The sequence below is a fragment of the Rhodococcus sp. IEGM 1366 genome (genome assembly GCF_033142425.1).
Classification (GTDB): domain Bacteria; phylum Actinomycetota; class Actinomycetes; order Mycobacteriales; family Mycobacteriaceae; genus Rhodococcus_F; species Rhodococcus_F globerula.
Window position 1 is genome coordinate 480,371 of sequence record NZ_JAWLRZ010000001.1, and the last position, 25,787, is coordinate 506,157.

The following is a 25,787-nucleotide window of genomic DNA, read 5'->3' on the forward strand; positions in this document are numbered from 1 at the left end:
CACGATAGACCCTGATAGCTAGACCTTCGGGGTGCGTAGCAGACCCCCGAGGATTACCTTGACCACTTCGTGGGCGAGCCAATCCACAGATTTGTCCTCGGTCGGCGTATGCCACTCACTCGACGACCAGATGGCATATCGAAGCATGTGATCGACGACGTCGAGATCAACGTCGTCGCGAAAAATACCCTGATCAACGCCGGCTGCAAGAGTGTTCGACCACTCCCTCTCGAATTGGCCGTACAACTCCCCAATGTTGCCTTGCTCGAGAATTGTTGCGTGGATGTAGTCGCCCTCACGACGCCACATGGTCGTTGCGTGCAGGTATTCATGCGAACAGCGCAGAGCAATCTCGGAGAGCGCCTCGATGCGTTTCGTCGGCTCCACGGCAGTGACTGCGTGCACTTTGTCCACCAGGTCCTCGAGATAGAGCCTGATGATCTCTGCGACTATCGCGTCCTTGGAAGGGAAGTAATGGTAGAGCGCACCCGAGCGCACTCCCACGGCGTCGCCGATCTCCCGAATCGTGGTGGCGGCTATCCCTTTTATTGCGAATATCTCGCCGGCGCGATCGAGGATTTGCTGTCGTCGCTCCTGCGGTTCCATATCGTCTGTTCTCCTGATGCTGTTTCGCGTATTCGACTGTCGAATTCGACCGCTCACCGAAACGAGCGAATAACCCCTACAGTATCGACCTGTGTTCGCCGAGTGGTCCGCTACTCGATTCTGGCGCTTACATCCTCGCACTACATCACAGGCCATGCATTGCCCGTGGACGGTGGCCAGGCCCGCGTCCGGTAACTTTTCAGTTCAACGGAATTGGCCTGTCGCCTGACGATCATTCCTTCTACGTTCAAGGAAGAACGATAGGAAGGAAGTGTCATGGCGCCTGTCGACTGCGCATCGTGCGGCCAGCGAGTCCTCGTCGAGAAGTACAGCTCGATCCATACCGGTATCCAATGGCCGGCTGCAGAGAACGTGCGATGCCCTTACCGCGACATCCAGGTCAACACCCTGCAACCCGGATCACTGGTGCAATCGTGCAGCGGGCTGAGCGACGCTGTCCAGGCTGCAATTGAGAGCGGCAAGCTTCGCGAATCTCCTCGCCCTGAGGGCCTTTCGCACGTATCGAATCATCGCTGAATACACACTGGAGGATTCATGACCGACATCATCGCCGAACCCGAGGTCAGGGTCATCGAGGCAGGCAAGAACCCGACTCGATTTGCGCGAGGCTGGCACTGCCTCGGCCTGGCCGAGACGTTTCGTGACGGAAAGCCGCACCAGATCAAGGCTTTCGGTACCGACTTGGTAGTGTTCGCAGACTCCGAGAACGAGTTGCACATCCTTGACGCATACTGCCGACACATGGGCGGCAACCTCGCGATGGGGCAGATCAAGGGCGACTCCATCGCCTGCCCGTTCCACGATTGGCGGTGGGGCGGGAACGGGCGCTGCACTGGCATTCCTTACGCGCGGCGCGTCCCTCCGCTAGCCCGCACACGATCGTGGAATGTGCTCGAACGCAACGGAATGCTCTTTACGTGGCATGACCCAGAAGGCAACAAGCCGCCGGAGGACGTGACGATTCCGGAGATCGAGGGGTGGGGTACTGATCGGTGGAGCGAGTGGTCGTGGCGCACCTTCCACGTGGAGGGCTCGCACTGCCGTGAGATCGTCGACAACGTTGTCGACATGGCTCACTTCTTCTACGTTCACTTCCAGATGCCGGGCTATTTCAAGAATGTGTTCGAAGGCCAGGTCGCCGCACAGCACATGCGCTCGGTAGGCCGGGACGACATCAAAACCGGTGTACAGATGGACCTTCCAGATGCCGAGACCGTGTCGGAAGCCGCCTACTACGGTCCGTCTTTCATGCTCGATACGGTGTGGACGATTTCCGGGGACACCACGGTGGAGGCAAAGGTCATCAACTGCCACTACCCTGTCACCGACAATTCGTTTGTCCTGCAGTACGGCACATGTGTCGAACGCACGCCGGGCAACTCGGACGAGCAGGCCGAAGCCACCGCTCAGATGTTCACCGAGGGGCTCGAGACGCAGTTCCTCCAGGATATCGAGATCTGGAAACACAAGAGCCGTATCGAAAATCCGCTCCTCACCGAAGAGGACGGGCCCGTCTACCAACTTCGCCGCTGGTACCAGCAGTTCTATGTAGACGTCGAGAACGTCACAGACGAAATGACCGCACGCTACGAGTACGAGGTGGACACCACTCGCGCTCTGGAGAACTGGTCCACCGAGGTGCAGGAAAATCTCGCACGCGTCGACGCGGATACGTAAAATTCGCGTGAGCTCACAGTTGCCGCGCCCTGCCCCAGCAGAGCGCGGCAACATCAGTTTCCGGACAGTCGATTTCGGATCGTTGCTACCGCGAGGCGGACAGGGACTGAGGCAGCCATCGGATCGAACGTACCGGTAGGGCCGGTTACCGAGATCGCGCCAATCGGACTGCGGCCCTTGATGATAGCGGCACCGACACACGATACTCCGAGCACCGTCTCGTTCCGATCGTGGGCAATTCCGCGGTTACGAATGTCGGCATACTCCCTTCGCAGTCGAACTGGGTCCACTATCGTGTTCGGCGTGGAACGCGGCGGCGTCAGCGCCGCGGTCGGATCAAGCTCTGCCATCAAGGTTTTGCCTATTGCCGTCGATGCCGCGGGAAGGCGCCCGCCGGCGCGGGTGGGCAACCGAACGGCGAAGGAGCCACCGACTTTGTCGAGATAGAGAACGTCGGCGCCGACGGGGACTGCGAGGTGAACCACGAGACCCGTAGTCGCGTGCAGTTGATAGAGGACGGGCTGCGCCACGCTGTGAAGCCGATCATGATGCAACGCAAGCGAACCGAGTTCGAATATCTTACGACCCAACCGGTACGTGTGACCCTCACGTTGAAGCCATGTCAGACGTACGAGTTGTCCGAGCATGCGGTGGGTCGACGACGCGGGAAGCCCCGTCCGTCTCGACAAGTCCGACAAAGTCAGTCGCTCGTCCTCATCGAAAGCCTCGAGCAATATCGAGGCGCGATCGAGTACCGCTACCGGGGAATTTTCATCACAGGGCATGGGGCATCTCCGTGGGTCGGCAGCGTACGGCAGGCACGCTGCATGAATGACCCCTTCGGCTTTAAGGGCCATATGCAGGTTGTTTGATCGCTTGATCAATGTACAATCGGACTATACAGTGCAAGTGACAGGGGTCACCACCTGACGGACACGCCAGATGCCAACGGCAACTGAAGCGACACTCGGGAAACCCCGGAAAGGAAGGCGTCCATGGCCGTTGTCGACATGAACGACAAGAAGTCCTCTGCCCCACCGGCCGGCGGTCGGTCCACCACAGACTTACCGCCGTCGATGGTCGAGCGGATGACACTCATTCTCGATGCCTTCGATGGACGGGCAACCCACCTCAGTCTCGAAGAAACCGCGCGACGCGCCCGGTTGCCGCGATCGACCGTCCACCGCATTCTCGAGCAGCTCGTCAAGCTCGACTGGGTCGCTCACGCGCCGATTGGTTACCGCCTCGGCCGGCGCGCACTCGGACTTGACGGCGGCATCGGCGACCACGGCCAGCTGCGTGCAGCCGCAGCACCGCTGCTGCACGACCTACACCTGAAAACGGGAATGGTCGTGCATCTGTCAGTTCTCGACGACTGCGAAAATGTCTACCTCGACAAGGTAGGTGGACGCTTTGCTACGACGCTACCGTCGCGCGTCGGCGGTCGCGCCCTTGCACATTCGACGGCAGGCGGCAAAGCGATGCTGGCGTGCATCGCTCCCGAACAGGTGGACACCCTGTTCGGTGCGACGCTCCCGCGCTGCACCGACAGCACCATCACGGACATCGCAGTTCTGCATCAAGAGCTGAGCCGTATTCGGCAGCGTCGAGGCTTGGCCTTCGAGTGCGGCGAATCAACACCGGGTGTCGCGTGCGTCGCGTCGGCTATTCGCGGGCACGAAGGGCCGATCGGCAGCATCTCGTTGTGCAGCGATACGCAGACCGCTCAGCTCGAGCGGGTAGCGCCATTGGTGCTCGACGCAGCTCGTGAGGTGTCGCGCTCCCTGTACCCCGAACTGGTCGCTCCACGTCGTGGCCGCAAACCTCCACCGGTTCCCACGAGCACTTTCTCCGCAGCAACGATGGATCGCCTCATGGCGTCGTCCGAGCACTGGATCTGAAGCCATCGGATTTGTGCTTGGAAGATTTCACACAGCAGCCAACCGCCTGAGAATCCCAGCCAAAGTCTCGACGCCCGCAGCAGCCTCACTCGTCCGCCGGAACAGTCCGACGGGCTCGGCTGTACCAGGGGCCGACTGCGGCAAGCGCACAAGCGTTCCGTCGTCGAGGTCGGTCTGCGGCACACGCTCGGGTGTGAACCACACCGAGTCACTGCGGCGGGCGAGAGTACGCGCAACCGATACATCAAGTGTTTCAACACAACCGCTCGGCAACGTGAGCCCATGTCGGCGCAGAAACACTTCGGTGTGCCGGCGCGGAACCGTCCCTGTTGTCGCCACCACCAATGGAAATTCGAGTACCCGCGGCATCGGCACCGGTTCCACAAACGCCGTCAAAGGATGTTCGGGGCGAACGACAAGTGCCAGCGATTCGGTGTAGAGCAGTTCGAAGTCGATTCCCTGCAAGACATCGGGATCCGTCATTCTGCCCACCACCAAATCAAGGTCGCCCGCGCGAATCCCCTCCAGGAGTGCGTCGTTGACTCCAGTGACAACATGTACCCCCAACTCCGGATACGTTTCGTGCAGCTGTGAAATCGCCTTCGGTAGTAGAACACTCGCGACTGTGGGAAGCGCACCTACGCGGACCGGCACACTGGGTACGCCGGGGGCGACCAACGCCCGTGCCGCCGACGTCATGGCGTCGACGGCCGCAGATGCGTGGCCGAGAAAGTACTCGCCGGCCGGAGTGAGACGGGCACCATGACGGCCCCTCTCCACGAGACGCATCCCGGCCATCTGCTCGAGTTCGTTGAGCGTCTTGGTGACCGCCGGTTGCGTCAGGTGGAGTCGCTGTGCCGCCCGACCGAGATTGCGCTCCTGCGCGACGGCGACAAAGCAGGTCAGGTGCCGAAGCTGAATTCGGCTACTCGCTACGCCGGCCATGTGCCCAGACCACCAAACATTTCCATCAGCATAGGTTATGAAAAGGGCGAGAAATCGTCAATTTACATGACTGAGTATCGAAAATATGGTGGGCGAACATCCCTTCGACAGGAGACCACCGTGACAATCGGCGAATTTGTTGAGCGCGACGTCAGACTGCACCCTCCCGCACTGACGCCGGGTTACAAGACGAGCATCCTGCGCTCGCCTCGTCAGGCTTTGCTATCTCCCCGCAACACGCTGTCCGAAATCACCGGGCCCGTGTTCAACGGAAAAGACCTGGGGGCGAAAGACAACGACCTGATCCTCAACTTCGCCAAAGCCGGCTTGCCGATCGGCGAAAGGCTGATCGTGCACGGCTATGTACGTGACGAATTCGGAAACCCGGTCTCCGGCGCGCTCGTGGAAGTGTGGCAGGCCAACGCGGGCGGACGCTATCGACACAAGAACGACCAGTATCTCGCGCCGATCGATCCGAACTTCGGCGGTTGCGGTCGGATGCTCACCGATCACAACGGCTACTACGTCTTCCGCACTATCAAGCCTGGACCGTACCCGTGGGCCAACAGCGCCAACGCCTGGCGTCCTGCACATATTCATATGTCACTCAGCGCGGACGGTTGGGCGCAGCGGCTGATCACGCAACTCTATTTCGAGGGCGACCCCTTGATCGAGCGCTGCCCGATTGCCGCAACCATTCCGTCAATCGATCAGGTACGCAGCCTCATTGCGCATGAAGATCCGTCAAACGACGTGCCTTTCGACGCTCGAACCTACCGCTTCGATGTCACCCTCCGCGGACGACGAGCCACCTTTTTCGAGAACACGATTCCAGGAGCATCACGATGAACGTCGCCCATCAGTTTGCCGCACAATCTCTTGCGACACGATTTCCCGAAACCCCGTCGCAGACGGGCGGCCCGTACGTACACATCGGACTTGCGCCACAGCAGGCGGGATTCGAGATTTTCGAGAAGAACTTCGACAACAATCTTGTCTCCAATGACACAGTTGGAGAACGGATCACGATCGAGGGCCGTGTCATCGACGGCAGCGGATCCCCAGTCCGCGACGCCTTGCTCGAAATCTGGCAAGCTAACGCGGCCGGCAAATACTCGCATCACCTCGACCCACAAGACAAAAGTGTCGATCCGAGCTTTGCCGGATGGGGCCGCACGGGCGCAGATTTCGAATCCGGAGTCTTCGAGTTCCAGACGATCAAACCCGGACCGGTCGAGCACAATGGCGACCGTGTCCAAGCCCCACACATCTGCTTCGTCATCTTCGCCAGAGGCATCAACATCGGACTGCATACCCGCCTGTACTTCGACGACGAAACCGAACTCAACGAAGCAGACCCGATCCTCTCGGGGATCGAGCTCCACAACCGCCGAAGCACTCTGATAGCTAATCGACGCAGCGAAAACGGAAAGACCGTCTACACCTTCGACATACGACTACAAGACACCCCGGACGGTGGAGCAGAGACAGTATTCTTCGATATTTGACTAGTACAGTAGGCGCCGGTCCTGATTTTCCCGCGCGGCGGGCGGCAATGCCGTTGCGGGCGCTGTGGGCCACCGGTCCGGATCCGGATCAAGCTGTCGAAGCTGTTGCACCTGTTCACGACACCATGGCGAGACGTCGCGATCGCCACCGAGAACAGCGTCCGAAAACTTTTGCCAGTCAACCCATTCCGCGCTTTCCACTTCCGTCGGATCGGGAACCGGTTGTGGGCCGTCGTAGATCACCCGAAAGACGGGGCAGATCTCGTTTTCGACGATGCCGGTGTCCATCACTGCGCGGTATCGGAAGAACGGGAGCGCAAGGCTGACATCATCGACACCTATCCCAAGTTCTTGGTTCAGCCGACGTCGGACGGCTTCTTCGAGCGATTCGCCCGGAGAGGGATGTCCGCAGCAACTGTTGGTCCAGACACCTGGCCACGTTGCCTTGTCCAGTGCACGCCTCGTAATCAGGAGGTTGCCGCTCCGATCGAAGACGTACGCCGAGAAAGCAAGGTGCAGTGGAGTTGTAGTGGTATGGACGCTCGCTTTCGGTTCGATCCCGATGGATCGACCTGCGTCGTCGAGCAGCACGACGTATTCCATGTGAAATCCCGTTCTCTTCGTTCGATCAGGGCGCCGGCGTCAGCAGCGTGCGGAGGCTGATCCACCCGGTTTCAGCCAGTCGCGGTGCCGCAATCGACATTCGGCGCCGCTGGGAAACGTGTGCCCGCTTGTGAAGTACGCGATATCCGCCGTCTTCCACCGCGCGCAAAATGTCGCCGTACAGGACAAACGCCGTGCGCATCGCGGGGCGTACCACCGGGTCGAGCATGTCGATCCCCGGTTCGGCAGTGCGGTACACCGCACGGGTGTGTGCGATCAGATGCGCGAGAGCGCGCTCGAGTCGGACGTCGCTGCGGCCGGTGACACGACAGTTCCGTAACAGGCCTTCGTCGACACCGAAAGCATTCAGTTCCTCGGTCGGCAGATAGATCCGATCACGATCGAGATCCTCTCCCATATCTCGGATGAAGTTGGTCAGCTGAAAAGCTTCACCCAGTGCGACCGCTGGTCCGGCGGCACTGTCGCGATCTGTCGCCGTGCCCAGGATCGGAAGCATTTGCAGGCCGATGACAGCGGCGGATCCGTACATGTACTCGGACAGTTCGTCCATCGTTCGATACCGCGAGCGAAACATCTTGGTTCCTGGTATGTCCATTCGCATCGAGTGCAGGAAGGCGTAGTAGTAGTCGTGCGAAATGCTGTATCTCGCAGTGGTATCCACGAGCGCTCTGAGCACCAGGTCGGATCTACTCTCCCCCAGCGGCTGTCCGTCGAGCGCATCTCGGATGCGAGCCTCGAACAGGTCAAGCTTTGCGCTTGCCCTACGATCGGCTTCGGTGGGCGAAGTACCCGTCGAATCGACTGTGACAGAGGAAAGCGCTGGCACATAACCTGATTCGCTGTCGCCGGAATCCACGTCGACGATGTCGTCGACCATCCGCGCAAACCCGTAGAGAGCGTGCACGCCCGCGCGCTTGTCAGCCGGTAGCAACCGGGTCGCGAGGAAGTATGTTTTGCCATGCTGCTCGTTCAGGTCGCGGCACAGTCGATACGCGTCGTGGAGGCTCGGGTCGATCTTGTCGAGTTCACGCATGACCGACACCGACTTCGACACCGAGAGCAGCCGACGATTGCGCGTTGTTCGATCCTGTTATCCGCTCTGCGGCAAGCCTTCCCGAAACGAGAACCGTCGGCACGCCGACACCCGGTGTGGTCCCTGAACCTGCGAGGACGACGTTGCCGAGACCAGGAACCAGGTTCTTGCGGCGGAATGGCCCGGTCTGACGGAACACATGTGCCGACGAGAAGGGACTGCCGTCGAGCATTCCCTTGTCCAGCCAGGTTTGCGGGGTGTCGAGGTGGTCGACGGACATCGACGACGTCAGGTTGCGATATCCGCGTTGTTCCAATACTCCTTGAATTTCACGCATGTACGGAACCCCCAGACGATCCCAATCGAGGGGCGCGCTGGCAAGATTCGGGCAAGGAGCCAAGATCGAGATGGGTTCACTTCTGACGCCGTCACGGACGAGATTCAGCGATGGATCAGTGACAGCCGGTCGGGTGATCAAGAGAGAGGGATCATCCATCAACTGCCCGCGGCCACGACGCGCGGTGATCCGAGCAAAGGTCTCAGACCACTGTTCGCCGAAGTCGATGGTGTGATGAGACCTTGACGGCCACGACTGCGTCACATCCACCGGAACCGTGCCGTGAAAGACGACGGCTGACGGCGATACGACGGAATATCCGCGTCGCCGACCCGTAGACGGCGCACCCGCCTGGTCGAGTAACCGATCGACTACAGGTAAGTCCGGAGTCAACACGAGGGCATCACACGAATAACTCCGACCATCCGACGTCAAAACCTTTGTGACGCGCTTGTTCTCGATGTTTACCTCGGACACGTCGGCGTCGGTGTGCAGCGCTCCCCCGTGTCGCGTGAACGCGTCGGCCATCACCTCCGCGATTTTGGCCATGCCGCCCACCGGAAAGTAGACCCCGAGTGAGGTGTCCATGTGCGCGATGGCGCCGTACACGCCCAACGCCTTGGCGGGGGCCATTCCCGCGTACAGTGCCTGGAATGTAAAGATTCGTCGCAGTCGTTCGTCTTTCACAAAGGATCCGACCCGCGGCCCGAGTCGACCGAAACCACCCAGCCGAGCCAGAGTTGCGGTGTCGCGTACTGCCGATGGCGTCGACACCAGATCGAGTGGTGAATCGAAATTCGAGTCGATGTACCGACTGAACTCGGTGTCGAAGATCGACGCCAGCCACCGTCGAAGCTTGCGGTATCCGTCGGACTCGCCTGGACCGCATGTCCTTTCGACCTCTGCCGACATCGCAAGCGGATCCGAGTACACGTCGATGGAACTGCCGTCTGCGTAACGCGTGTGATAGCTAGGTGAAAGCTTCGTCAAAGTGAGTGCAGGAGTGACGGAATCGAAAGACTCACCCACTGCGGCCAATGCGTCGGCGATCAAATTCGGCATGGTGAGAACACTGGCACCGTTGTCGATGTCGTACAGGAAACGACCCGCGTCATCGACCACCGGATAGGTACCGACACGCCCACCGATCGCGGCCTCACGCTCGAGGACTGTGACACGCTTGCCCGCTCCGATGAGATGGAGCGCAGCGGAGAGGCCGGCGAGGCCGGCACCGACCACAACAACCGAATCGACTTGCCCGCTCACTGATCTCATGATCGATCACCTGTTACAAGCGCTGGGTTCGAGGCCGACATCAGGATTCTCATTTCTTCATCGTGCTAGCGCGGGTGGCCACGTCGGTGGTCGGGGCGTTCAACGGCCGACTCTTCCATGACAGTTCGTTTCGGGCGAAGCGTCGACGCGAATCGAGCACAAGAGTCGCAAAAAGTGCTGCCGAAATGGGGTGGGCGCAGGCCCGCGCCAGATCTGCGAGGTTGGCTCTGCCGGCAGATTCCGACTGCGCAGAGCACAGCCGAGCCGTGACTGCGGCAAGGTAGCCGGCAGTCCCCAAGCGTCGTGTGCTTCCCGTTCCCAGAACAGCGGCAGCCGGCGGAAGGAGATATACGATGCTCACGCCTGCAAGAGCAACGGCGGTGCCCATTCGTCCGCCGAACGACGACCACAACCACCGGGTGTAGCCCTCCCGAAGTTGAGGCCAGTCGCGATACATCCGACAACTGACAAAACCCGCACCCGAGACCAGAACCGTACGTTTGCCGTGGCTGCGAAGAGCTCTAGCTATGTCCAGATCTTCGGTGGCACTGGAGGCCACCGACTCGTGTCCACCGATTTCACGGTAGGCGCCGGCATCGAACATCAGGAATTGACCACACGCCACCGAAAGTGATTGTCTCAGCGACCTGTTCGCCAAAGGTACCAAGAGGGTCGACATCCACGAAAAGGCCAGCAACGGCTGAACAAGATGCTCAGCAACGCTGCCCGACTTCTGTTCGGGCCACGGGCACAACAATGCTGCCTCTCGGCCGCGGAGCGCAGCAACCGACGCCGCGACCGCACCAGGCGACAGCCTGACGTCGGCATCGACAAAAACGATAACGTCCGGCTGGTCTTCGAGACCGATATCGGCAAGGGTCCGACACGCTGCGGCCTTTCCCGTCCAACCAGGGCTTGGCGGATCACACGTGGATACGACGGTGATCCGCGGATCACCGTCGGCGGCGCGGCGAGCGGCAGCCAGTGTGCCGTCGCCGGAGCCGTCATCGAGGACTATTATCCGAAGTTCGCCCGCATATGTTTGCGCCCGCAGATCCGCGATCAGCAGGGGCACGGTGGATTCCTCGTCGCGGGCGGGAATGCACACAACGACGCGATCGTGTGGCTTACTGATGTCCATTCGCCGCAGGCGTGGCATGAACAGCGCATTCCCGATAGACATCGCCGCAGACAATCCGGCCAGCGCCGCACCCGCCGCTGTCAGGCGATGCAGGATTCGTGGACTCGCGGCGGTCATGCCGTCACCGAGTCCTCTCGGGGCTTCCAGGTCCACATCCAGGCCAGGGGTATCCCCACAACACCCATCGCACAGAAGCCGTAGATCGCCGAAGACTTCAATTCGTCCCCGTCGAGCAGCGCAGCGTGGGCAAGTGCCGAGCCGAGCCACGTCCACATGAACAACACCACGGGCGCGGCATCCGAAACCCGCGGCCCGTACTTCCTGCGGGTATCGAAGCGCTTTCCGACATACTCGATCACAACTGCCATTATCAGGGCGGTGGCAAACCAGCCCAGATAGTTCGTGAACGGAATCGACGGTATGCCGGGAAGACCCGGATTTCCGGACGTCCACGTCCACTGGCCGTCCGTCACCATCTGAGTGTCCAGATAGAGATCCCACCCGACCATCCCGGCAGCCGTAATCACGATTCGCTGGCGAGACTGCCACTTCGGTGACGCGCGGGTTCGCTCGAGTACATAACCCACAGCGCACCAAATGGGATAGAACCCGGCAGTCCACGCAAGTGGAACCACCGCCGGGACACCCAGAATGTCAGGCCCCAACCGATCAGTGGCGTAGAAGTAACTGCCGAAGGGAAAACCTGTTGCCGTGCCGATCATTTCGGCGACAAGACCCAACCCCGCGGTGGCCGCGAACAGTACCGAGGTCCACGCCGGCCCACGGGCAATCACCGCATGAACAATAGATGCGGCAGCCAATAGGGCGACTACCGCAACAGTGACAGCGTCACGTGAGTCTCCGCTCACCAAGGGATAGATGATCTGGGTGATCAATGCGCACGCGACGAGCCCCCACACGAGAGCGATCCATCGACCTGCATTTCCAGCGAATCCGCTTCCGATGGATGTTCGCCTGGCCGTCTCGGCAGCAGGCGAAGGCGTGGCCGCATCCATCACAGTCTTTCGTCGTCGGAAGCGCGCGGTTCCTGCGGTGATTCTTCCGCCATTTCGTGTGGCGACCTGGGTTGACGGCTCGCATCCAGGAACATTTGGAGAAAGCCGACACCCGGATTGCTTGGGCGCGGATTCTCGCCTCCGTGAGTACCAGAAGAAGAAATAGACATGTCGGTCACATTCCTGTGATTGTCGGCCAGAACTTCACGAGAGCTCAACGAACGGACTGTGAGTTGACGGAAAATCGGCTTCTACCAGTGCATGCATGACACTCTGCCCTTCCTGTCAACACCGTCTCGACACAGTTGAGCACGGAGACGGTACACACCGTCTGCGTGGCATTCGTAGCCGGATCGCACACGGATGGGAGTTCTCGAGAAAAAGTTTTCGGGCACGCGGGTGACACGCCATCGTCTTGCCGCGAATCACCCGTCGGTTGGTTTCAGCGCAGCGCGTGCTGCGGTGAGAATCTCATCCGAGACGGTCGATCCCTTAGTGGCTCGCGAGAGGAGAATCGCGCCGACCATGGTGCACAATCGGGCAATGCCATCCTGATCGCCATCGGCGAGTCCTTCGGCAAAAGCACCGACACCCTGGGTGTAAACCCGACGAGCCTCGGCATCTTCTGGTTCGCGCGCCATGTCGACGGCAAGAGCCGCGGCGGGGCATCCGTCAGCGGGGTTATCGCGATGCTCGACGGAGAGATAGGTGTCGATCAGGGACTGCTGAGCAGCAACGCGCTGGTCCCCATGCTGGCCGAATTCGGACTTGTAGGTCTTCGACAGTTCAGCAAATGCATAGGCGGTGGCCTCGTCGATGAGCGCTTCCTTCGAGGCAAACTGCTTGTAGAAGCCACCGTGGGTCAACCCGGCCGCTTTCATCAAGTCGGCGACGCTGAGCTGGGTGCCCTGCTCTCGGAACAGGCGGGCGGCGGTTTTCACGACACGTCGACGGTTCTCTTCCGCTTGCTGTTGCGATACACGGCCCATCAACCACACTCCCGTTTGGATTTCATTTGACATCTATCTTAGCGTGAATTTAGATTGCATTCGTAATCTAAATTTCCGTCAGTACCTCGCCCCTGGGAGACATCATGGATCTGAACAATGCAGTTGCCGTCGTCACCGGCGCCAATCGAGGACTCGGACGCCATCTAGCCGCGGGGCTCGTCGAGCGGGGAGCAAAGGTGTACGCAGCCGCCCGAAATCCGGAAACAGTCGATCTGCCCGGCGTCATTCCCTTGCAGCTGGACGTAACCGACGAGGAGTCGATCAAGGCTGCGGCCCGCACCGCGTCGGATGCAACTCTGCTCGTGAACAACGCAGGAATCTCCACCTCTACGCCGCTGATTAGCGGCAACATCGATGACGTGCGCCGCGAGATAGACGTGAACTTCTACGGCCCGCTCGCCGTGACCCGAGCCTTCGCTCCCGTCATCGAAAGTAACAGCGGGGGAACAATACTCAACGTACTTTCCGTACTGTCCTGGCTTCACCCCGCCGCGCTCGGATCCTATGCCGCAGCCAAGGCGGCGGCGTGGGCAATGACGGACGCTGCTCGAGAGGAACTGGCACCGCGCGGAATCACCGTCTCGGCACTGCACGTCGCATACATGGACACTGACATGGCGGCGGATGTACCCGCCGAGCAGAAGATCGACCCAGCCGATGTCGCCGCGCAGGCCTTCGACGGTATTGAAAAAGATTTGCTCGAGATCCTCGCAGACGACACCACTCGGTACATCAAGCAAAATCTTGCGATTGCGCCGAATTCAAACTAACCACGACGCGCTATTTTGCAGCAACGGCACTTCCGGCCGCCGTCGCTTCGTCACATGTTCTACCTACGGTTGCGTACTGAATTCTTTGTGGGGCAGGCTTTCTTGTGTACTGATGACGAGCCGAGGTCGGAGAATCATGAGTCACTACAAGAGCAATGTGCGCGACATCGAGTTCAATCTGTTCGAAATACTCGGGATCGGTGAGCTACTGGACGGCGACGCCTACGGCGACCTCGATACCGACACTGTGCGCAACATCCTCACCGAGGTCGCGCGGCTCGCCGAGGGTCCCGTCGCCGCCTCTTTCGCCGACGCGGATCGGCACCCTGTCGAGTTCGATGCACCGAACCACGCGGTCGTGGTCCCGGAACCGCTACGCAAGACCGTCGAGGCTGTGAACGAGGCTGGCTGGTCGCGGCTCGGTCTACCAGAAGGCATTGGTGGTGTACCCGCTCCCGCGCCGTTGGTTTGGGCGATCGGCGAGATGCTGGTCGCGGCAAACGGATCGGCGAGCTTTTTCAACATGGGTCCGCTGATGGCGAGCGTGCTCTACGGCGTCGGCACCGATCAGCAAAAGCATTGGGCAAAAGAAGGTTTCGAGCGCGGTTGGGCCGCCACCATGGTGCTCACCGAACCCGACGCAGGATCCGACGTGGGTGCAGGCCGTACGAAAGCAATCGCGCAGAACGACGGCACGTGGCACATCGAGGGCGTCAAACGGTTCATCTCCGGCGGCGACGTCGGCGACACTGCCGAAAATCTCTTCCACCTGGTACTCGCTCGTCCCGAGGGAGCCGGCCCTGGAACGAAGGGGCTGAGCCTGTTCTACGTCCCGAAGCTCCACTTCGACTCGGAGACACTCGAACTGGGAGAGCGCAACGGCGTGTACGTCACCGGTGTCGAGCACAAGATGGGCCTCAAGTCGTCCCCGACCTGCGAGCTCACGTTCGGGGCCACCGACGTACCCGCCGTCGGCTGGCTCGTCGGCGACGTACACAACGGCATCGCCCAAATGTTCCAGGTGATCGAGAATGCTCGAATGATGGTGGGCACCAAGGCTGCCGGGACACTGTCTACCGGATATCTCAACGCCCTCGCCTACGCTAAGGAGCGCGTTCAAGGGGCGGACCTCACTGAACTGACAAACAAAACCGCACCTCGCGTGACCATCACTCATCACCCCGACGTGCGACGCAGCCTGGCAATGCAGAAGGCCTACGCCGAGGGGCTCAGAGCGGTCTATCTGTACACCGCGGCGCATCAGAATGCCGATGTTGCCGAATTGGTTTCGGGTGCAGACGCCGAATTGGCGGCGCGGGTCAACGACCTACTGCTACCGATCGTCAAGGGTGTCGGCTCCGAGAAAGCCTACGAACTGCTCACCGAAAGCCTGCAAACCCTGGGCGGCTCCGGGTATCTGCAGGACTACCCGATCGAGCAGTACATCCGCGACGCCAAGATCGACACCCTCTACGAGGGCACCACGGCAATCCAGGCGCAGGACTTCTTCTTTCGTAAGATCGCCCGCGACCGTGGCGTTGCGCTCGCGCATGTGACCGGTGAGATACGAAAGTTCATCGACCGCGACGCCGGAAACGGTCGCCTCAAGGCAGAGCGGGCGCTGCTCGAGACTGCGCTGACCGACGTACAAGAGATGGCCGGGACGCTCACTGGCTATCTGATGGCTTCTCAAGACCAGCCGTCCGAGTTGTACAAGATAGGCCTCGGATCGGTGCGCTTTCTGTACGCGGTAGGTGACCTGCTCATCGGATGGCGCCTGCTGGTGCAGGCCGAAGTTGCGTTGGCAGCCATGGACCGGGACGCGCCTGCAAAGGACCGGTCGTTCTATCGGGGCAAGGTTGTCATCGCGTCGTACTTCGCGAAGAACATCCTGCCCATCCTGTCCTCTACGAAGGAAATCCTGGGGTCCCTCGACAACAAGATCATGGAGCTCGAGGAAGACGCGTTCTGACAACGTGCCACAGTGAAGGCATGTATGTGCCCGACATCGACTACGTGGGGGTCTGGACCTTTCCGATCACGGGGCCGGATGCACCAGACGGCGCCCCCACCAACGTCGTCACTGCGTGCCAGGCCGTCGGCAGGGATCTGCAATGCCGATGGCATGGCCCAGATACGTACATCGAGAACTGCCTGTGGACTATCTCGTTGCTCGATGACGGTCACTGCCACCTCGCGCTCAAGCCTGGCCCGCGGCCGAAGCACAAGAGTGCAGGAACCAGTCCGCTGAGGGACCTCGGGTTCGGCGGGCCACGCATCGAACAGTCTGTGCAGGAGCTGACGGCCCTGATCGCCGGAGAAGTCCAGGATGAGCTGGCCGGCGGATTTGTGCAGTGGCCTATTGAGAAGGACCGATTCTTGATGCCGTCATTACGAGACGGACGCGCGGTATGGGTGGTTCGCAGCGCTGATCGCATTGTCGCGGAAATCGGAACACTGTGCCAGAGGTCTGCTTTGTAGCGTTTCGCCGCCGAGTACGGCGTCGCGGCGATCAGACCGGCAGGAACAGCGACGAAGTCCCCTACCAAGAGCACGAAGGCACACACCAGGGCGACGAGGCCCACCCTCGCCGAGTGGTGGTCACCATCATTTTCGTGTCAACTACGCGCGTCGCGTGCACGTTTTTCGACGGGTCAACGCGGCTTGCCTTCGCATGCGCCGACGCCATCTGCATGCCGATCCCGAACTCGACACACACGCGCTGAGCGGAGCCCGGCACTACTCGCACGCAAACTAACGCCTCATCGACGATCGTTGTCAGGCCATCTCGGGTACGTGCAGATGAGCGATCGCCAGCTCGAACTCACGTACCTCGAGAAGCCGCGCACCGGACTCACGGATTCCCGAAGTTCTGATGGTCTCGGACTCCTCCCTGTTGCCATTCATCGCCGCAGCGCTGTCGAAGGTCACCGACGACACGGCGCGACCGGCGGCAGGATCGACCAGCAAGCTGGCACTGCAGAACCCCTCGAGGTCTTGCATCATGGGCAGGGAGGCCATCTTGTACACGTCGACTGCGCGCTCGAGGTGGCCCGGCTCGACCTCGAGCCATGTGACCCGCACGCAAGCGCCACGGTGTGAGCGGTGGTCACGATGCAGGACGGCGATGTCCCACCGCGCGACGGTAGTGGCGCCATGGAAGACCTCAGCCATGCCGGCGCGGAGCTGCAGGACCGGTCCTTCGCTCGCACGAAGGGAATCCTCGTCCGTCCAGGAGCTGGTGGCGATGCACCGACCGGAGCTGTGGTCGACCAGCAGGGACAGTCCGGCGCAGCCGTCGATGCCGGCGAGCGCGGGCATCACGGTATCGCGCATGTGCTTGATCCCGACGTCGATGAACGACGGCTGCGCATCAATGGTTGTTGAGCGTGCATACACGATCGACACCTTTCTTCTCGGTCGGCGCCTCGACGGCACCGACGGGTCAATCCCCCTCTCTCACACTCCTCCACGGGGCCAAGGCAAAGCAATGATGAAATCCGGACCTGTGGGCGAAAGAATGTACGAGTGCTTTTCTCTTCGCGCCGGTCGGACAGCAATTAGAAGCGGCTCCGCTTCTCCTCGAACAGTTCTACTCGGTTCCTTCGGATGCCCAGTCACACACCGCCCCAACAGCCCCCACCCCCCGCGTGCTTCGACTTCGCGCCCTTCGGGGCCGGCTCAACGAAGAACCAGATACGCCCGCCGTCGGTCACTGTGTGCTGGAAACGGGCATAACTGCGGCCTTCATTCATGCCATACGCGAAATCGGCCTCGAGCTGGCACAGCCGCGCAGATTCGACCGTCGGATCGTGAGGGGTGTCCCAGGCATCGGTGGCCGTCGAAATGAGCGTGCACCGATGCCACCACTTGTGCGACAACGTCGGCGGACACCGACGGATACTTCGCGGACAACCGCGTCACCGCATGAGCGATCAAACGTTCTGCCTCTTCGCTCTTCATCTGTAAAACTGCGCCCTACCTGTCTATAGTTCAACAGAAGAAAAGTCGGCGACTGTCTTCGACACCGTGTATTGGTCATCGAATTCGGCTGCTGGGTACCGAGGAACCAAAGCGATCTCAGATTTCCCCGTCCCAGGCATCGTTGCGATCGTGCGTGGTGGGGGTAGGCATGCCGTGTCCAAGCCCGCGGGCCTTCATTTCTTCGTTCACAAAATAGAACCGTGCTTTTTGGTTCGGGGTGAGGCGATCAAACCTGTTGTACAGGGATTGGTACTCGTCTACCAGATCGTCGCTCGTAATTCGGTAGACCGACAGCGGCACCTCATCTTGCATCATTGTCTGTCTCCTCAGTTTCGTCGGCGCTCACGACAAGAGAGATTCGAGGGTCGCACCCGCCGAACTTCAAAATGTGGACTTGCGTTGACTCATGGATCTATTACACGCCTGTCTCCGACGAGGTCAAAGGATGACTGCTGCGTGGCCCAAACCCGGTGCTAGTCGCGACTTTGCAATCGGGCGTACCGTTTTCGGTCCGCTTCGGTCATGCCACCCTGGAGATTGACACTCATCTCAGCACTCATCTCGACGATAGGGGTCGCGGAGTCTATGGGGCGATCATGGCCACTAGGTGCATGTGTCCTCTAATGGCCACTTGAAACTCTTACATACAAGCGAAATGTTCTATATCTTCCGATGTGGTGGTTACCTTCCTGTGGCCGCTGCGCATCCCGGTACGGAGCGCTGACGACTGGAAGGGTTTGCTTCTTTATGGATATTCTCAATCGAAAAGCATTATCTCAGAGTCAATCTCGGACCACCGCGGCATTCGGCGCTGCGGTTCTGGCGCTAGCCATGACGCTCGGCAATGCCGGCGGTATCGCCGCCGCGGACACTGTCCTCGACACCACCATCCCGGTCGCCGCACAGGCTCGCGGGGTGGCGATCTCCCCCGACGGCAGCCGCGCCTACGTAGCGCACGAAACCTATCCCGGCGCTTTGTTGGTGATCGACACCGCCACCAATGCAGTCATCGGCAACCCCATCGAGGTCGGCTCGCGATCGGTAGGCATGGCGTTCACCCCCGACGGAACCCGCGCCTACGTCACTCACGACACCATTCCTGGCAACGTATCGGTGATCGATACCGCCACCAATGCAAAGGTCGGCGAAGTCGCTATCCCCACCTATTCCAACGGGGTGGCGTTCACCCCCGACGGAACCCGCGCCTACATAACCGCCGTCGAACCTGCCGGGGTCTGGGTGGTCGATACCGCCACCAGCACGGTCATCGGCGGTCCAATACGTATCGACGGGTGGCCCAGCGGGGTGGCAATCACCCCCGACGGCAGCCGCGCCTACGTCAGTCACGAAACCAATTCAGGCTATATATCGGTGATCGACACCGCCAGCAACACCGTCGTCGAAGAGTTCACGGTCGGCGTGCGGCTTCGCAGCGTGGCAATCACCCCCGACGGCAGCCGCGCCTACGTCACCCACGACACCAGCCCCGGCAAGGTGTCGGTGATCGACCTCGCCACCAAGGCAGTCATCGAAGAGATCCCGGTCGGCGCGTATCTTCGTGGGATTGCGATCACCCCCGACGGCGCGCATGCCTACGTCGTCGACAGCAGCCGGCAATTGGTCTCCGTAATCGCGATCGACAAAGCACCCACCCTCGACGGGATACCTCCCACGGGCGCCGTCAACACGCCATACACCCACACCTTCACCGTGACCGGACAACCCGCCCCCACGGTGACCGTCACCGACGGCACATTGCCCGACGGACTCGAACTCAGCGCGGCCGGCGTCCTGTCCGGAACCCCCACCACGGCAGGATCGTTCACTTTCTCCGTGACCGCGTCCAACGGCTTCGGTACACCGGCCGTCCTCGCCGATGTGACGATCGAGGTCACCCAGACTCCGCCACCTGCGACCGGACTTCTCGGATCACTCGAGAATTTCGGGTCCTGACCTCGTCGCCCTAACCTGTTGGATACCAACGCAATACGAATCGCGGCCGCTCATCCCACTCCGGGATGGGCGGCCATCGACATTCGAAACTCCGGCGGTGAACGACGACAAGCTCTGGCCGGCAGGGTCTCCTACTGCACGGACCCGAGGTATCCGGCGGTTCGGCCTTCACCGACTTGAAGTGCGAGAGTCACGAATTGTGCAGGTGGATGGGCGAAGGAATCTTGTTGGAACGGTAAGAGTCTCCGCTACGGGTGGGTCGCCACAGTCGCCAGTGTTTCGCGGACAGCCGGAACGGGAGATGGTCTTGTAGGTGACGAGCACCGGACGACAACCGTTCGTCTGCAGGCAGGTTCAGCCACAGGGACAGTGAGGATGCCGCGTTACCGAGGGTTGCGCGTATGCCCGACTCCCCCAGACGCCGGCCGTATCCGTCGACGGCAAAGCGGCCGAACGCGTCCGGAGTGATATCGGCGTATGGAGCGCGGGTGTCCGGGTCGATCAAGCACACGGGGGTGCTGTAGGTCAGCGCCGCCAAAGAACGTCCGTGGGTTGTGACCGCATCGCAACCAACGAGGGCATCGAGCGCTTCGTTGACGGATCCGGGTGGAACGTTCCACTCGGTATGGGTTTGCGCTTTGTAGCGGGGCCCACCGAAGAGCTCGGTAGCGAACGATGACAACTGCGCGGTCGGCTCGGATGGCCCACCCTTGTAGATCTCGAACGTCCACGACGGCAACGACACTGGTTCGGTGCAGGCTTCCAGGAATGTCTGCAGCCGCTGAAATGCATCATCAGGACGCTTGACTCGAAGCGAGTGTGCACCACTGGGCAGCCCATCGTATGTCACCACCTCGGGCAATGTGATGTCCGGTGTCCGCGCCGTCACAGGTTAGCCAATCGCGAAAGCACTACCCCGGCTGGTTCCTCCGTCGCGTGGCGACAGCCAGTGCCCGCCCACAGGTGCATGCGCTCGGGATCTGCCTGCGCAACAGCGGCTTTGCGCATGGGGTTGGTCAGGTGATGGATGGCCGGATACCCGAAGGGCGCCCGTGCGTCGTAGCGATCGATGAACTCGTTCCGAAGTGCCCGGGCGGGACGTCCCGTGAAAGCTCTTGTGACGACGGTCTTCCCGCGCGACGTGTCGGCCAGAGCTGCCTTGTGCGGAGCCGAAGCGCCACTCTCCTCGGTGCGCAGCAGTACAGTGCCGACTACCGCGGCTTCGGCTCCGGCACGCAAGGCTGCTGCGACGTCGACGGAGGTCGCCAGTCCACCTGCCGCCAATAGCGGAACAGAGGTGCGATGACGGATTTGTGCGATCAGTTCGGTAATCGGTGTTTCTGCCGGAACCTGCAGGGGAGTGAGCGTTCCGGAGTGACCACCGGCAGCCGACGATTGCACGACAAGGAGATCGGCACCGGCGTCGACGGCAAGAAGTGCCTCTGCCTCCGAAGTCACAGTGAGGACGACAATTGAACCGGCAATGCGCAGCGCCTTGATGACGGCGGGTGAGGGAAAGCCGAAAGTAAAACTGACCACCGGAACCGGGTCGGCCAGAAGCAGATCGATCTTGTCCTCGAAATAATCGTCGTCCTCGACCGGTTCGCCGTCGGAAAGTGTGACGCCATAGCGATCCGCCTCGACCTGGATCGCCCTGGCATAGGCACGGTAGGCATCGACGTCGACAGGCACCGGGTTGGGCGCAAAGACGTTGACACCGAACGACACTCCCTCGGCGCGCACGGCGTCGATCTGGTCGGACAGAGCCTGAGGCGTCTTGTACCCGGCGGCGAGGAAGCCGAGACCTCCGGCGCGAGAAGCAGCAGCTACGAGCGCCGGTGTGGAAGCACCGCCGGCCATAGGTGCCGCGATGATGGGGATCTCGAGATCGAGATCGGTTGTGAGTGCACTCATTCGAACATCTCCACTCCTACGACGGATAGCGCTCCGACCGTTTCATCATCTGACATCAAAAACTGCCTCCTCATTCGGGGTTACTTTCCGGGGAGCCGCGTCGACATCATGGGGGAATCGGAACCGCAATGCTGCGGCGGCACAGGCAGCGGCCAGGACGATGGCAGCACCGAGTAGCAGTGCGTCGCGGTACCCGTCTCGCAGCAACGGAGTGACGACGAGTGGACCGAGAATCTGACCGACGCTGTATCCAGCGGTCAGCAACGCCACGGCGCGTGGGAACTGCAGGTGCGCGCCGATGGCCAACACGATCGACCCGATACCGAGGAAGGTCACGCCGAACAGAAAAGCGGAGATCAGCGCGGGGCCGACGCCGCCGATCAGAGCAGGCAGCGCTATGCCGACCGCCTGAATCAACAGGGCAGCCAGAAGGAGGGTCGGCCGCGACCAACGCAGGCTGAGCCAGGCCCACAGGGCGCACGAGGGAAATGCGGCCAACCCGACGACTATCCAAGCGCCGCTGCCCACCCATTCTGGAGCGGCGAGATCGATTGCGGCAACGAGGAACGTGCCCGCGATGATGTAGCCGATGCCTTCCAGGAAATAACTGATGAACAAGGCGGTGAACCAGCGTTGGGAACTGGGAGTTCCCGGCGCGTCCGGTGTGATGATCGGACGCGGTTCCGGTGTCAGCCCCCAGGCTACGGCCGCACACACCACTGCCAGGGCAGCAGATGCCAGCCAGGCAGTGCCCCAGGTGCCGACGAAGCGGACGACGAACACGAGGACCCCGGACAGGGCGATACCCAACCCAACTCCGCCGAATCCCCATCCGGCCAGGAATTGGGACTGCCCCCGAAGGTGCGCGTGCAAAGCGCTGACGGCGATCATGAATACGAGCGCACTTGCAATGCCTGCGACTAGCCTCAGGCCGAACCAGATCGATCCGTCGTGGGTAGTGGGCATGAGCGCCAAAGTCGCGATGAGGACCACCAACGACGTACGCATCACCGCTGCCGAGCGCACCACGCCGGGAATGAGGATTCCCGCGAGCGCGCCGATCAGGTACCCGACGTAGTTGGCCGTGGCCAAGGTGGCGCCGAGCGAGGCGGACAGACCGGCCTGCGTGTGCATCAACGGCAGAATCGGTGTGTAGACGAATCGACCGATTCCCATGCTCGCGGCCAGCGCAGCGGCAGCTTGGACAGCGTGCGCTCGCGGGGAGACACCGTAGTGGACTGTGGTCATGGTCTTATCGTGTGCCCCGGCCCCGCCGGACCGCCACAACCGCTTTGCTCCTGACTGATAGGCACAACCTCCCACCGCACGTAGGATGAAGGATCGTGGAGCTGCGTCAGCTGAGATACTTCGAGGTCGTCGCCGAGGAACTGCACTTCGGCCGAGCCGCGGCACGACTACTGATAGCCGGGCCGTCCTTGTCGCAGCAGATCATGGCACTCGAACGCGACCTCGGCGTCAAGCTGTTCGTCCGCGACCGCCGTTCCGTCGCTCTGACGCCAGCCGGCGCGGCGCTGCTCCCCGACGTCCGCGCGCTACTCGAGAGAGCCGAGAATCTGCGTCGACGCGCGGAGCGTCTGTCCGGAGCAGAGCCCGTCCGGATCGGCTACGTCAATTGGCTTCCCACCGATCTGATCGCGCGCACCTCGGGGGTCGCGCAACTGCACGTTGACCCGTGGGTGGTGCCTTCGCACGCGCAGGCCGCGCGGGTGGCGGACGGCAGCCTCGACCTGGCGATCGCCTGGGTGCGGAAAACCGATGTCGCCCAACATGCTCTGAGCGCAAGACTGCTCGGTGCGGATCGGCTCTACGCCGTCTCCGCCGGTGCGGAAACCACACCGGTGCGGGCACGCGACGTGGTCGTACTCGTCGACGACGACACCACCTCCTGGTATTCGTGGAACGTCTACGCCGAAGAATTCGCTCGCGATACCGGCGCACAGATCCTGCGCATCAACGACGGTGGTATCACCGGCCCGGCATTCTTCGATCACGTCCGTGCCATCGGCCGTCCGGTCGTCAACTCGCCCAAAGGGCAGACCATCACGCTGCCAAGCGATCTCACTGCACGTCAGGTGATCGACCCGGCGGCAATCTGGACGTGGTCACTCCTGTGTCGCGAGAACGAAACGCGCCCTGCAGTTCTCGCGGCCGTCGACGCTCTCACCCGGGACGTCGCTGATCTCGGAATCCACGAAGACGGAATATGGCTGCCCATGGACGATCCTTACCGGAGGCATCGATGACACGACGGGCTATTCGCGTTTTCTGGGGACGACGGCCCGAATCGGTGCAGGCCGTGGCCACCCGGTGGCGCCAAACCTTGGAACAAGTCGAGTTCCTGTTGCCCGAGGCGGTCGGCGGGTCGTGGCAACAGATCCACTCGTCCGGACCTACCACCGCCGTAACCGTCGACCAGTTGGCACAGGTACTCGAGAACGCGCAGGCCGCCGAAGACTGGTCGGATCGTCTGGGAATCGGGTTGAGGCTCGCATCCGGCGGAGGGCCCGAATGGGGGCTCGAACTCTCAGGGTTGGCCGGCGGCGAACCGGAAATTATTCTTCAGTCGATGGTTCTTGCTGTCAGCGCGCCGGACACCGCCGAAGTTCCTGAGACGGAACTACTTCGGATGCTCGCCGCGGTGTGGGAACCGGACTTCGGAGACGTCACCGACAACAACATCCTCGACGCCCTCGAAGACGAGTCCGACTATCGCGTCGGCGATCCCGTGATCGGCCGAGTCGGCTACCTCTGCGCCGGACGCGCTGAAGCAGTCCCCGACAACCTGAAAGTAGGAGGCGCACTACCGGGTGGTGGCGTGCTGTTACAGATCGCGGCGGCCGGTGAGGTCGACGCAGTCGTCAGAGCATTCGAGCGTCTCCGCGGCGCCGGGGCGCTCGAACCTCTTCCGCGTCCGCTGGATCGGGCAATCTTCTGAAAGGTGGTTACCGCTCGTCGAGTATGGGTAGCCCGAGCGTCGGAACGAACTCTCCCCTCCGCGCTACCGCCGAAACCTGAACCGAAAGGCCCACCGCATGGTTGACGTCACCCGCAAATTTACCGCCGAGGTAGCGATCGAGAAGGCTGCGGCGTTTCTCCGCGACTTCGCCAATGCGCCGACGTGGGATCCGGGCACCGAGAGCTGCACGCAGATCTCCGACGGTCCTGTCGGCGCGGGAACCCAGTGGCACAACGTGTCCAAACTGTTCGGTGTCACCACGGAACTGACGTACACATTGGTGACCGACGAGCCGAATCACGTTGTCCTCGAAGGAAAGAACAAGACTGCCAGCAGTACCGATGACATCACACTGACCTCGGTGGGCCCGAATTCGACCGAGATCGAGTATCACGCGAACGTCGAGTTCAACGGCGCCGCCAAGATCGCGTCGCCTCTCCTGAAGGCGGGATTCGAAGCCAAAGTGGCACCCGAAACGGTGAAGAAAATGACGAAAGCCCTCGAAGCGCTCTGACAGTCCGTCAGGTAATTGTCACTGTGCGTTGTCGCCGCTCGCGCCGCCATTGCGAGCTTCGATGGCATCGATGGACTTCGTGAACGACTTTCCCAGCACTTGAGTGCCGACGAGTCCGAGTACCGACGCCAGGAGCTTTCCCTTGAGGTTCTTGCCGTCCCGGACCACGACAGCGTCGACATCGGTCAGACCCGTGGGCTGTTGGGTCAAGGTGTAGGTATGGCTCGACGCCCCGCCCCACAGGTTGGAGCCCGTGGTTGTCATCACGACGCGATGCGGGTCGGTCCAGTCGTAGTGCAGGCGCTCCCAGATACCGCTGGAACCCTCGGTGACATCAGCCTCGTGGGGTCCTTGTTGGTGCACTTTCAGGTAGCTGTCCGCACTGCGGCCGAAGATTTCCTCACGGCCCGGGCCGAAGTCGGTCAGGCCGGCAAGGACCTGTTCGGGCGTCGCAGTGGTCGTCTTGTGAAGATGGATCGTGGTCATGGCGCCTTCTTTCAACTGTGGATGATCCAGTGCTGAAAAAACGGGGGAGTGACTCATCCAGCACACCACTGACACGAAATGAATGAAAGAGGATT

The 25,787-nt window shown here is 61.3% G+C and carries 28 protein-coding genes; 12 read left to right on the plus strand and 16 right to left on the minus strand.

Annotated elements, in window-relative coordinates; genetic code table 11:
- Nucleotides 1-18: 18 nt before the first annotated feature.
- The gene (locus R4P64_RS02395) at nt 19-606 is read right to left on the minus strand and encodes a TetR/AcrR family transcriptional regulator (RefSeq protein WP_033233769.1); all 588 of its coding nucleotides are present in this window, start codon (nt 604-606) and stop codon (nt 19-21) included.
- A 276-nt stretch (nt 607-882) separates the two neighbouring features.
- Here R4P64_RS02395 and R4P64_RS02400 point away from each other — a divergent pair, with 276 nt between their 5' ends.
- Together R4P64_RS02400 and R4P64_RS02405 are read left to right on the plus strand one after the other, a co-directional pair.
- Nucleotides 883-1,143, plus strand: coding sequence for a hypothetical protein (locus R4P64_RS02400; RefSeq protein ID WP_317544278.1), 261 nt, complete (start codon nt 883-885; stop codon nt 1,141-1,143).
- Between the two features lie 18 nt (nt 1,144-1,161).
- Nucleotides 1,162-2,304 carry a Rieske 2Fe-2S domain-containing protein gene (locus R4P64_RS02405; RefSeq protein WP_317819113.1) on the plus strand — a complete coding sequence of 381 codons (1,143 nt, stop codon included), beginning with the start codon at nt 1,162-1,164 and terminating at the stop codon, nt 2,302-2,304.
- Between the two features lie 53 nt (nt 2,305-2,357).
- Here the strand turns inward: R4P64_RS02405 and R4P64_RS02410 are convergent, their stop codons facing one another.
- Nucleotides 2,358-3,089 carry an IclR family transcriptional regulator gene (locus tag R4P64_RS02410; RefSeq protein ID WP_045065771.1) on the minus strand — a complete coding sequence of 244 codons (732 nt, stop codon included), beginning with the start codon at nt 3,087-3,089 and terminating at the stop codon, nt 2,358-2,360.
- Nucleotides 3,090-3,299: 210 nt separating this feature from the next.
- On the opposite strand from R4P64_RS02410, the gene R4P64_RS02415 reads away from it, so the two are divergent.
- On the plus strand, nt 3,300-4,205 hold the full coding sequence (locus tag R4P64_RS02415) for an IclR family transcriptional regulator (RefSeq protein ID WP_317819116.1): 906 nt from the start codon (nt 3,300-3,302) through the stop codon (nt 4,203-4,205).
- Nucleotides 4,206-4,232: 27 nt separating this feature from the next.
- Here the strand turns inward: R4P64_RS02415 and R4P64_RS02420 are convergent, their stop codons facing one another.
- A complete protein-coding gene (locus tag R4P64_RS02420; RefSeq protein ID WP_317544284.1) occupies nt 4,233-5,150 on the minus strand; it encodes a LysR substrate-binding domain-containing protein in 918 nt (305 codons plus the stop codon).
- A gap of 120 nt (nt 5,151-5,270) precedes the next feature.
- Between R4P64_RS02420 and pcaH the strand changes: the two genes are divergently transcribed.
- Both pcaH and pcaG read left to right on the plus strand, forming a co-directional pair.
- Nucleotides 5,271-5,999, plus strand: coding sequence for a protocatechuate 3,4-dioxygenase subunit beta (pcaH, locus tag R4P64_RS02425; protein WP_033233775.1), 729 nt, complete (start codon nt 5,271-5,273; stop codon nt 5,997-5,999).
- The gene (gene pcaG, locus R4P64_RS02430; RefSeq protein WP_317544288.1) at nt 5,996-6,658 is read left to right on the plus strand and encodes a protocatechuate 3,4-dioxygenase subunit alpha; all 663 of its coding nucleotides are present in this window, start codon (nt 5,996-5,998) and stop codon (nt 6,656-6,658) included. The genes pcaH and pcaG overlap by 4 nt, the downstream gene beginning before the upstream one ends.
- Here pcaG and idi read toward each other — a convergent pair whose 3' ends face one another.
- The 6 genes from idi to R4P64_RS02460 all read right to left on the minus strand — a co-directional run bounded on the left by idi (nt 6,659) and on the right by R4P64_RS02460 (nt 13,106).
- On the minus strand, nt 6,659-7,261 hold the full coding sequence (gene idi, locus R4P64_RS02435; protein WP_317819117.1) for an isopentenyl-diphosphate Delta-isomerase: 603 nt from the start codon (nt 7,259-7,261) through the stop codon (nt 6,659-6,661).
- Nucleotides 7,262-7,286: 25 nt separating this feature from the next.
- Entirely contained in the window at nt 7,287-8,315 is a 1,029-nt protein-coding gene (locus tag R4P64_RS02440; RefSeq protein WP_045066797.1) for a phytoene/squalene synthase family protein, read from the minus strand.
- A complete protein-coding gene (crtI, locus tag R4P64_RS02445; RefSeq protein ID WP_317819118.1) occupies nt 8,308-9,927 on the minus strand; it encodes a phytoene desaturase family protein in 1,620 nt (539 codons plus the stop codon). Before crtI ends, R4P64_RS02440 begins: the two co-directional genes overlap by 8 nt.
- A gap of 49 nt (nt 9,928-9,976) precedes the next feature.
- Entirely contained in the window at nt 9,977-11,185 is a 1,209-nt protein-coding gene (locus R4P64_RS02450) for a glycosyltransferase family 2 protein (protein ID WP_317819120.1), read from the minus strand.
- A complete protein-coding gene (locus R4P64_RS02455; protein ID WP_317544295.1) occupies nt 11,182-12,084 on the minus strand; it encodes a carotenoid biosynthesis protein in 903 nt (300 codons plus the stop codon). Before R4P64_RS02455 ends, R4P64_RS02450 begins: the two co-directional genes overlap by 4 nt.
- A 425-nt stretch (nt 12,085-12,509) precedes the next feature.
- A complete protein-coding gene (locus tag R4P64_RS02460; RefSeq protein WP_317819121.1) occupies nt 12,510-13,106 on the minus strand; it encodes a TetR/AcrR family transcriptional regulator in 597 nt (198 codons plus the stop codon).
- A 71-nt stretch (nt 13,107-13,177) separates the two neighbouring features.
- Between R4P64_RS02460 and R4P64_RS02465 the strand changes: the two genes are divergently transcribed.
- The 3 genes from R4P64_RS02465 (at nt 13,178) to R4P64_RS02475 (ending at nt 16,345) form a co-directional block, all read left to right on the plus strand.
- A complete protein-coding gene (locus R4P64_RS02465) occupies nt 13,178-13,864 on the plus strand; it encodes an SDR family oxidoreductase (protein ID WP_317819122.1) in 687 nt (228 codons plus the stop codon).
- Nucleotides 13,865-14,000: 136 nt separating this feature from the next.
- Nucleotides 14,001-15,836, plus strand: a complete 1,836-nt coding sequence (locus R4P64_RS02470) for an acyl-CoA dehydrogenase (protein ID WP_317819124.1) — start codon at nt 14,001-14,003, stop codon at nt 15,834-15,836.
- Between the two features lie 20 nt (nt 15,837-15,856).
- Nucleotides 15,857-16,345, plus strand: coding sequence for a hypothetical protein (locus R4P64_RS02475; RefSeq protein ID WP_287163413.1), 489 nt, complete (start codon nt 15,857-15,859; stop codon nt 16,343-16,345).
- 297 nt (nt 16,346-16,642) lie between these two features.
- Here R4P64_RS02475 and R4P64_RS02480 read toward each other — a convergent pair whose 3' ends face one another.
- The 3 genes from R4P64_RS02480 to R4P64_RS02485 all read right to left on the minus strand — a co-directional run bounded on the left by R4P64_RS02480 (nt 16,643) and on the right by R4P64_RS02485 (nt 18,163).
- Entirely contained in the window at nt 16,643-17,272 is a 630-nt protein-coding gene (locus R4P64_RS02480) for a hypothetical protein (protein WP_317819125.1), read from the minus strand.
- A gap of 339 nt (nt 17,273-17,611) precedes the next feature.
- Nucleotides 17,612-17,827: a three-helix bundle dimerization domain-containing protein gene (locus R4P64_RS33975; RefSeq protein ID WP_141485219.1), complete on the minus strand. Its 216-nt coding sequence runs from the start codon at nt 17,825-17,827 to the stop codon at nt 17,612-17,614.
- Nucleotides 17,828-17,944: 117 nt separating this feature from the next.
- Complete coding sequence (locus R4P64_RS02485) at nt 17,945-18,163, minus strand: hypothetical protein (protein WP_092804864.1); 219 nt, start codon at nt 18,161-18,163, stop codon at nt 17,945-17,947.
- Between the two features lie 432 nt (nt 18,164-18,595).
- Here R4P64_RS02485 and R4P64_RS02490 point away from each other — a divergent pair, with 432 nt between their 5' ends.
- Entirely contained in the window at nt 18,596-19,801 is a 1,206-nt protein-coding gene (locus R4P64_RS02490; RefSeq protein ID WP_317819126.1) for a YncE family protein, read from the plus strand.
- Between the two features lie 190 nt (nt 19,802-19,991).
- On the opposite strand, the gene R4P64_RS02495 is transcribed toward R4P64_RS02490, so the two are convergent.
- Genes R4P64_RS02495 through R4P64_RS02505 form a run of 3 tightly spaced genes read right to left on the minus strand, consistent with a single transcriptional unit; the run spans nt 19,992 to nt 22,963 of the window.
- Nucleotides 19,992-20,690, minus strand: a complete 699-nt coding sequence (locus R4P64_RS02495) for a hypothetical protein (protein ID WP_317819127.1) — start codon at nt 20,688-20,690, stop codon at nt 19,992-19,994.
- A complete protein-coding gene (locus R4P64_RS02500; RefSeq protein ID WP_317819128.1) occupies nt 20,687-21,715 on the minus strand; it encodes an NAD(P)H-dependent flavin oxidoreductase in 1,029 nt (342 codons plus the stop codon). The genes R4P64_RS02495 and R4P64_RS02500 overlap by 4 nt, the downstream gene beginning before the upstream one ends.
- Before the next feature lie 45 nt (nt 21,716-21,760).
- Nucleotides 21,761-22,963, minus strand: coding sequence for a YbfB/YjiJ family MFS transporter (locus tag R4P64_RS02505; protein ID WP_317819130.1), 1,203 nt, complete (start codon nt 22,961-22,963; stop codon nt 21,761-21,763).
- A 95-nt stretch (nt 22,964-23,058) separates the two neighbouring features.
- Here R4P64_RS02505 and R4P64_RS02510 point away from each other — a divergent pair, with 95 nt between their 5' ends.
- From R4P64_RS02510 to R4P64_RS02520, 3 genes are all read left to right on the plus strand, one after another.
- Nucleotides 23,059-23,979, plus strand: coding sequence for a LysR family transcriptional regulator (locus R4P64_RS02510; protein WP_317819131.1), 921 nt, complete (start codon nt 23,059-23,061; stop codon nt 23,977-23,979).
- Complete coding sequence (locus tag R4P64_RS02515; protein WP_317819132.1) at nt 23,976-24,671, plus strand: hypothetical protein; 696 nt, start codon at nt 23,976-23,978, stop codon at nt 24,669-24,671. Before R4P64_RS02510 ends, R4P64_RS02515 begins: the two co-directional genes overlap by 4 nt.
- 97 nt (nt 24,672-24,768) lie before the next feature.
- A complete protein-coding gene (locus tag R4P64_RS02520) occupies nt 24,769-25,206 on the plus strand; it encodes an SRPBCC family protein (RefSeq protein ID WP_317819133.1) in 438 nt (145 codons plus the stop codon).
- Between the two features lie 18 nt (nt 25,207-25,224).
- Here R4P64_RS02520 and R4P64_RS02525 read toward each other — a convergent pair whose 3' ends face one another.
- A complete protein-coding gene (locus R4P64_RS02525; protein WP_317819134.1) occupies nt 25,225-25,692 on the minus strand; it encodes a hypothetical protein in 468 nt (155 codons plus the stop codon).
- Nucleotides 25,693-25,787 lie beyond the last annotated feature (95 nt).

What these genes read in the sequence shown, in the direction of transcription:
- R4P64_RS02465 (WP_317819122.1), top strand. Translation starts at nt 13,178, where the DNA reads ATGGATCTGAACAATGCAGTTGCCGTCGTCACCGGCGCCAATCGAGGA.
- R4P64_RS02500 (WP_317819128.1), bottom strand. Translation starts at nt 21,715, where the DNA reads ATGAGTGCACTCACAACCGATCTCGATCTCGAGATCCCCATCATCGCG.
- crtI (WP_317819118.1), bottom strand. Translation starts at nt 9,927, where the DNA reads ATGAGATCAGTGAGCGGGCAAGTCGATTCGGTTGTTGTGGTCGGTGCC.
- R4P64_RS02400 (WP_317544278.1), top strand. Translation starts at nt 883, where the DNA reads ATGGCGCCTGTCGACTGCGCATCGTGCGGCCAGCGAGTCCTCGTCGAG.
- R4P64_RS02475 (WP_287163413.1), top strand. Translation starts at nt 15,857, where the DNA reads ATGTATGTGCCCGACATCGACTACGTGGGGGTCTGGACCTTTCCGATC.
- R4P64_RS02440 (WP_045066797.1), bottom strand. Translation starts at nt 8,315, where the DNA reads ATGCGTGAACTCGACAAGATCGACCCGAGCCTCCACGACGCGTATCGA.
- R4P64_RS02420 (WP_317544284.1), bottom strand. Translation starts at nt 5,150, where the DNA reads ATGGCCGGCGTAGCGAGTAGCCGAATTCAGCTTCGGCACCTGACCTGC.
- R4P64_RS33975 (WP_141485219.1), bottom strand. Translation starts at nt 17,827, where the DNA reads ATGAAGAGCGAAGAGGCAGAACGTTTGATCGCTCATGCGGTGACGCGG.
- R4P64_RS02515 (WP_317819132.1), top strand. Translation starts at nt 23,976, where the DNA reads ATGACACGACGGGCTATTCGCGTTTTCTGGGGACGACGGCCCGAATCG.
- R4P64_RS02455 (WP_317544295.1), bottom strand. Translation starts at nt 12,084, where the DNA reads ATGGATGCGGCCACGCCTTCGCCTGCTGCCGAGACGGCCAGGCGAACA.
- R4P64_RS02405 (WP_317819113.1), top strand. Translation starts at nt 1,162, where the DNA reads ATGACCGACATCATCGCCGAACCCGAGGTCAGGGTCATCGAGGCAGGC.
- R4P64_RS02450 (WP_317819120.1), bottom strand. Translation starts at nt 11,185, where the DNA reads ATGACCGCCGCGAGTCCACGAATCCTGCATCGCCTGACAGCGGCGGGT.
- R4P64_RS02525 (WP_317819134.1), bottom strand. Translation starts at nt 25,692, where the DNA reads ATGACCACGATCCATCTTCACAAGACGACCACTGCGACGCCCGAACAG.
- R4P64_RS02505 (WP_317819130.1), bottom strand. Translation starts at nt 22,963, where the DNA reads ATGACCACAGTCCACTACGGTGTCTCCCCGCGAGCGCACGCTGTCCAA.
- R4P64_RS02415 (WP_317819116.1), top strand. Translation starts at nt 3,300, where the DNA reads ATGGCCGTTGTCGACATGAACGACAAGAAGTCCTCTGCCCCACCGGCC.
- R4P64_RS02490 (WP_317819126.1), top strand. Translation starts at nt 18,596, where the DNA reads ATGGATATTCTCAATCGAAAAGCATTATCTCAGAGTCAATCTCGGACC.
- R4P64_RS02395 (WP_033233769.1), bottom strand. Translation starts at nt 606, where the DNA reads ATGGAACCGCAGGAGCGACGACAGCAAATCCTCGATCGCGCCGGCGAG.
- pcaG (WP_317544288.1), top strand. Translation starts at nt 5,996, where the DNA reads ATGAACGTCGCCCATCAGTTTGCCGCACAATCTCTTGCGACACGATTT.
- idi (WP_317819117.1), bottom strand. Translation starts at nt 7,261, where the DNA reads ATGGAATACGTCGTGCTGCTCGACGACGCAGGTCGATCCATCGGGATC.
- R4P64_RS02410 (WP_045065771.1), bottom strand. Translation starts at nt 3,089, where the DNA reads ATGCCCTGTGATGAAAATTCCCCGGTAGCGGTACTCGATCGCGCCTCG.
- R4P64_RS02470 (WP_317819124.1), top strand. Translation starts at nt 14,001, where the DNA reads ATGAGTCACTACAAGAGCAATGTGCGCGACATCGAGTTCAATCTGTTC.
- R4P64_RS02520 (WP_317819133.1), top strand. Translation starts at nt 24,769, where the DNA reads ATGGTTGACGTCACCCGCAAATTTACCGCCGAGGTAGCGATCGAGAAG.
- R4P64_RS02460 (WP_317819121.1), bottom strand. Translation starts at nt 13,106, where the DNA reads ATGTCAAATGAAATCCAAACGGGAGTGTGGTTGATGGGCCGTGTATCG.
- R4P64_RS02485 (WP_092804864.1), bottom strand. Translation starts at nt 18,163, where the DNA reads ATGATGCAAGATGAGGTGCCGCTGTCGGTCTACCGAATTACGAGCGAC.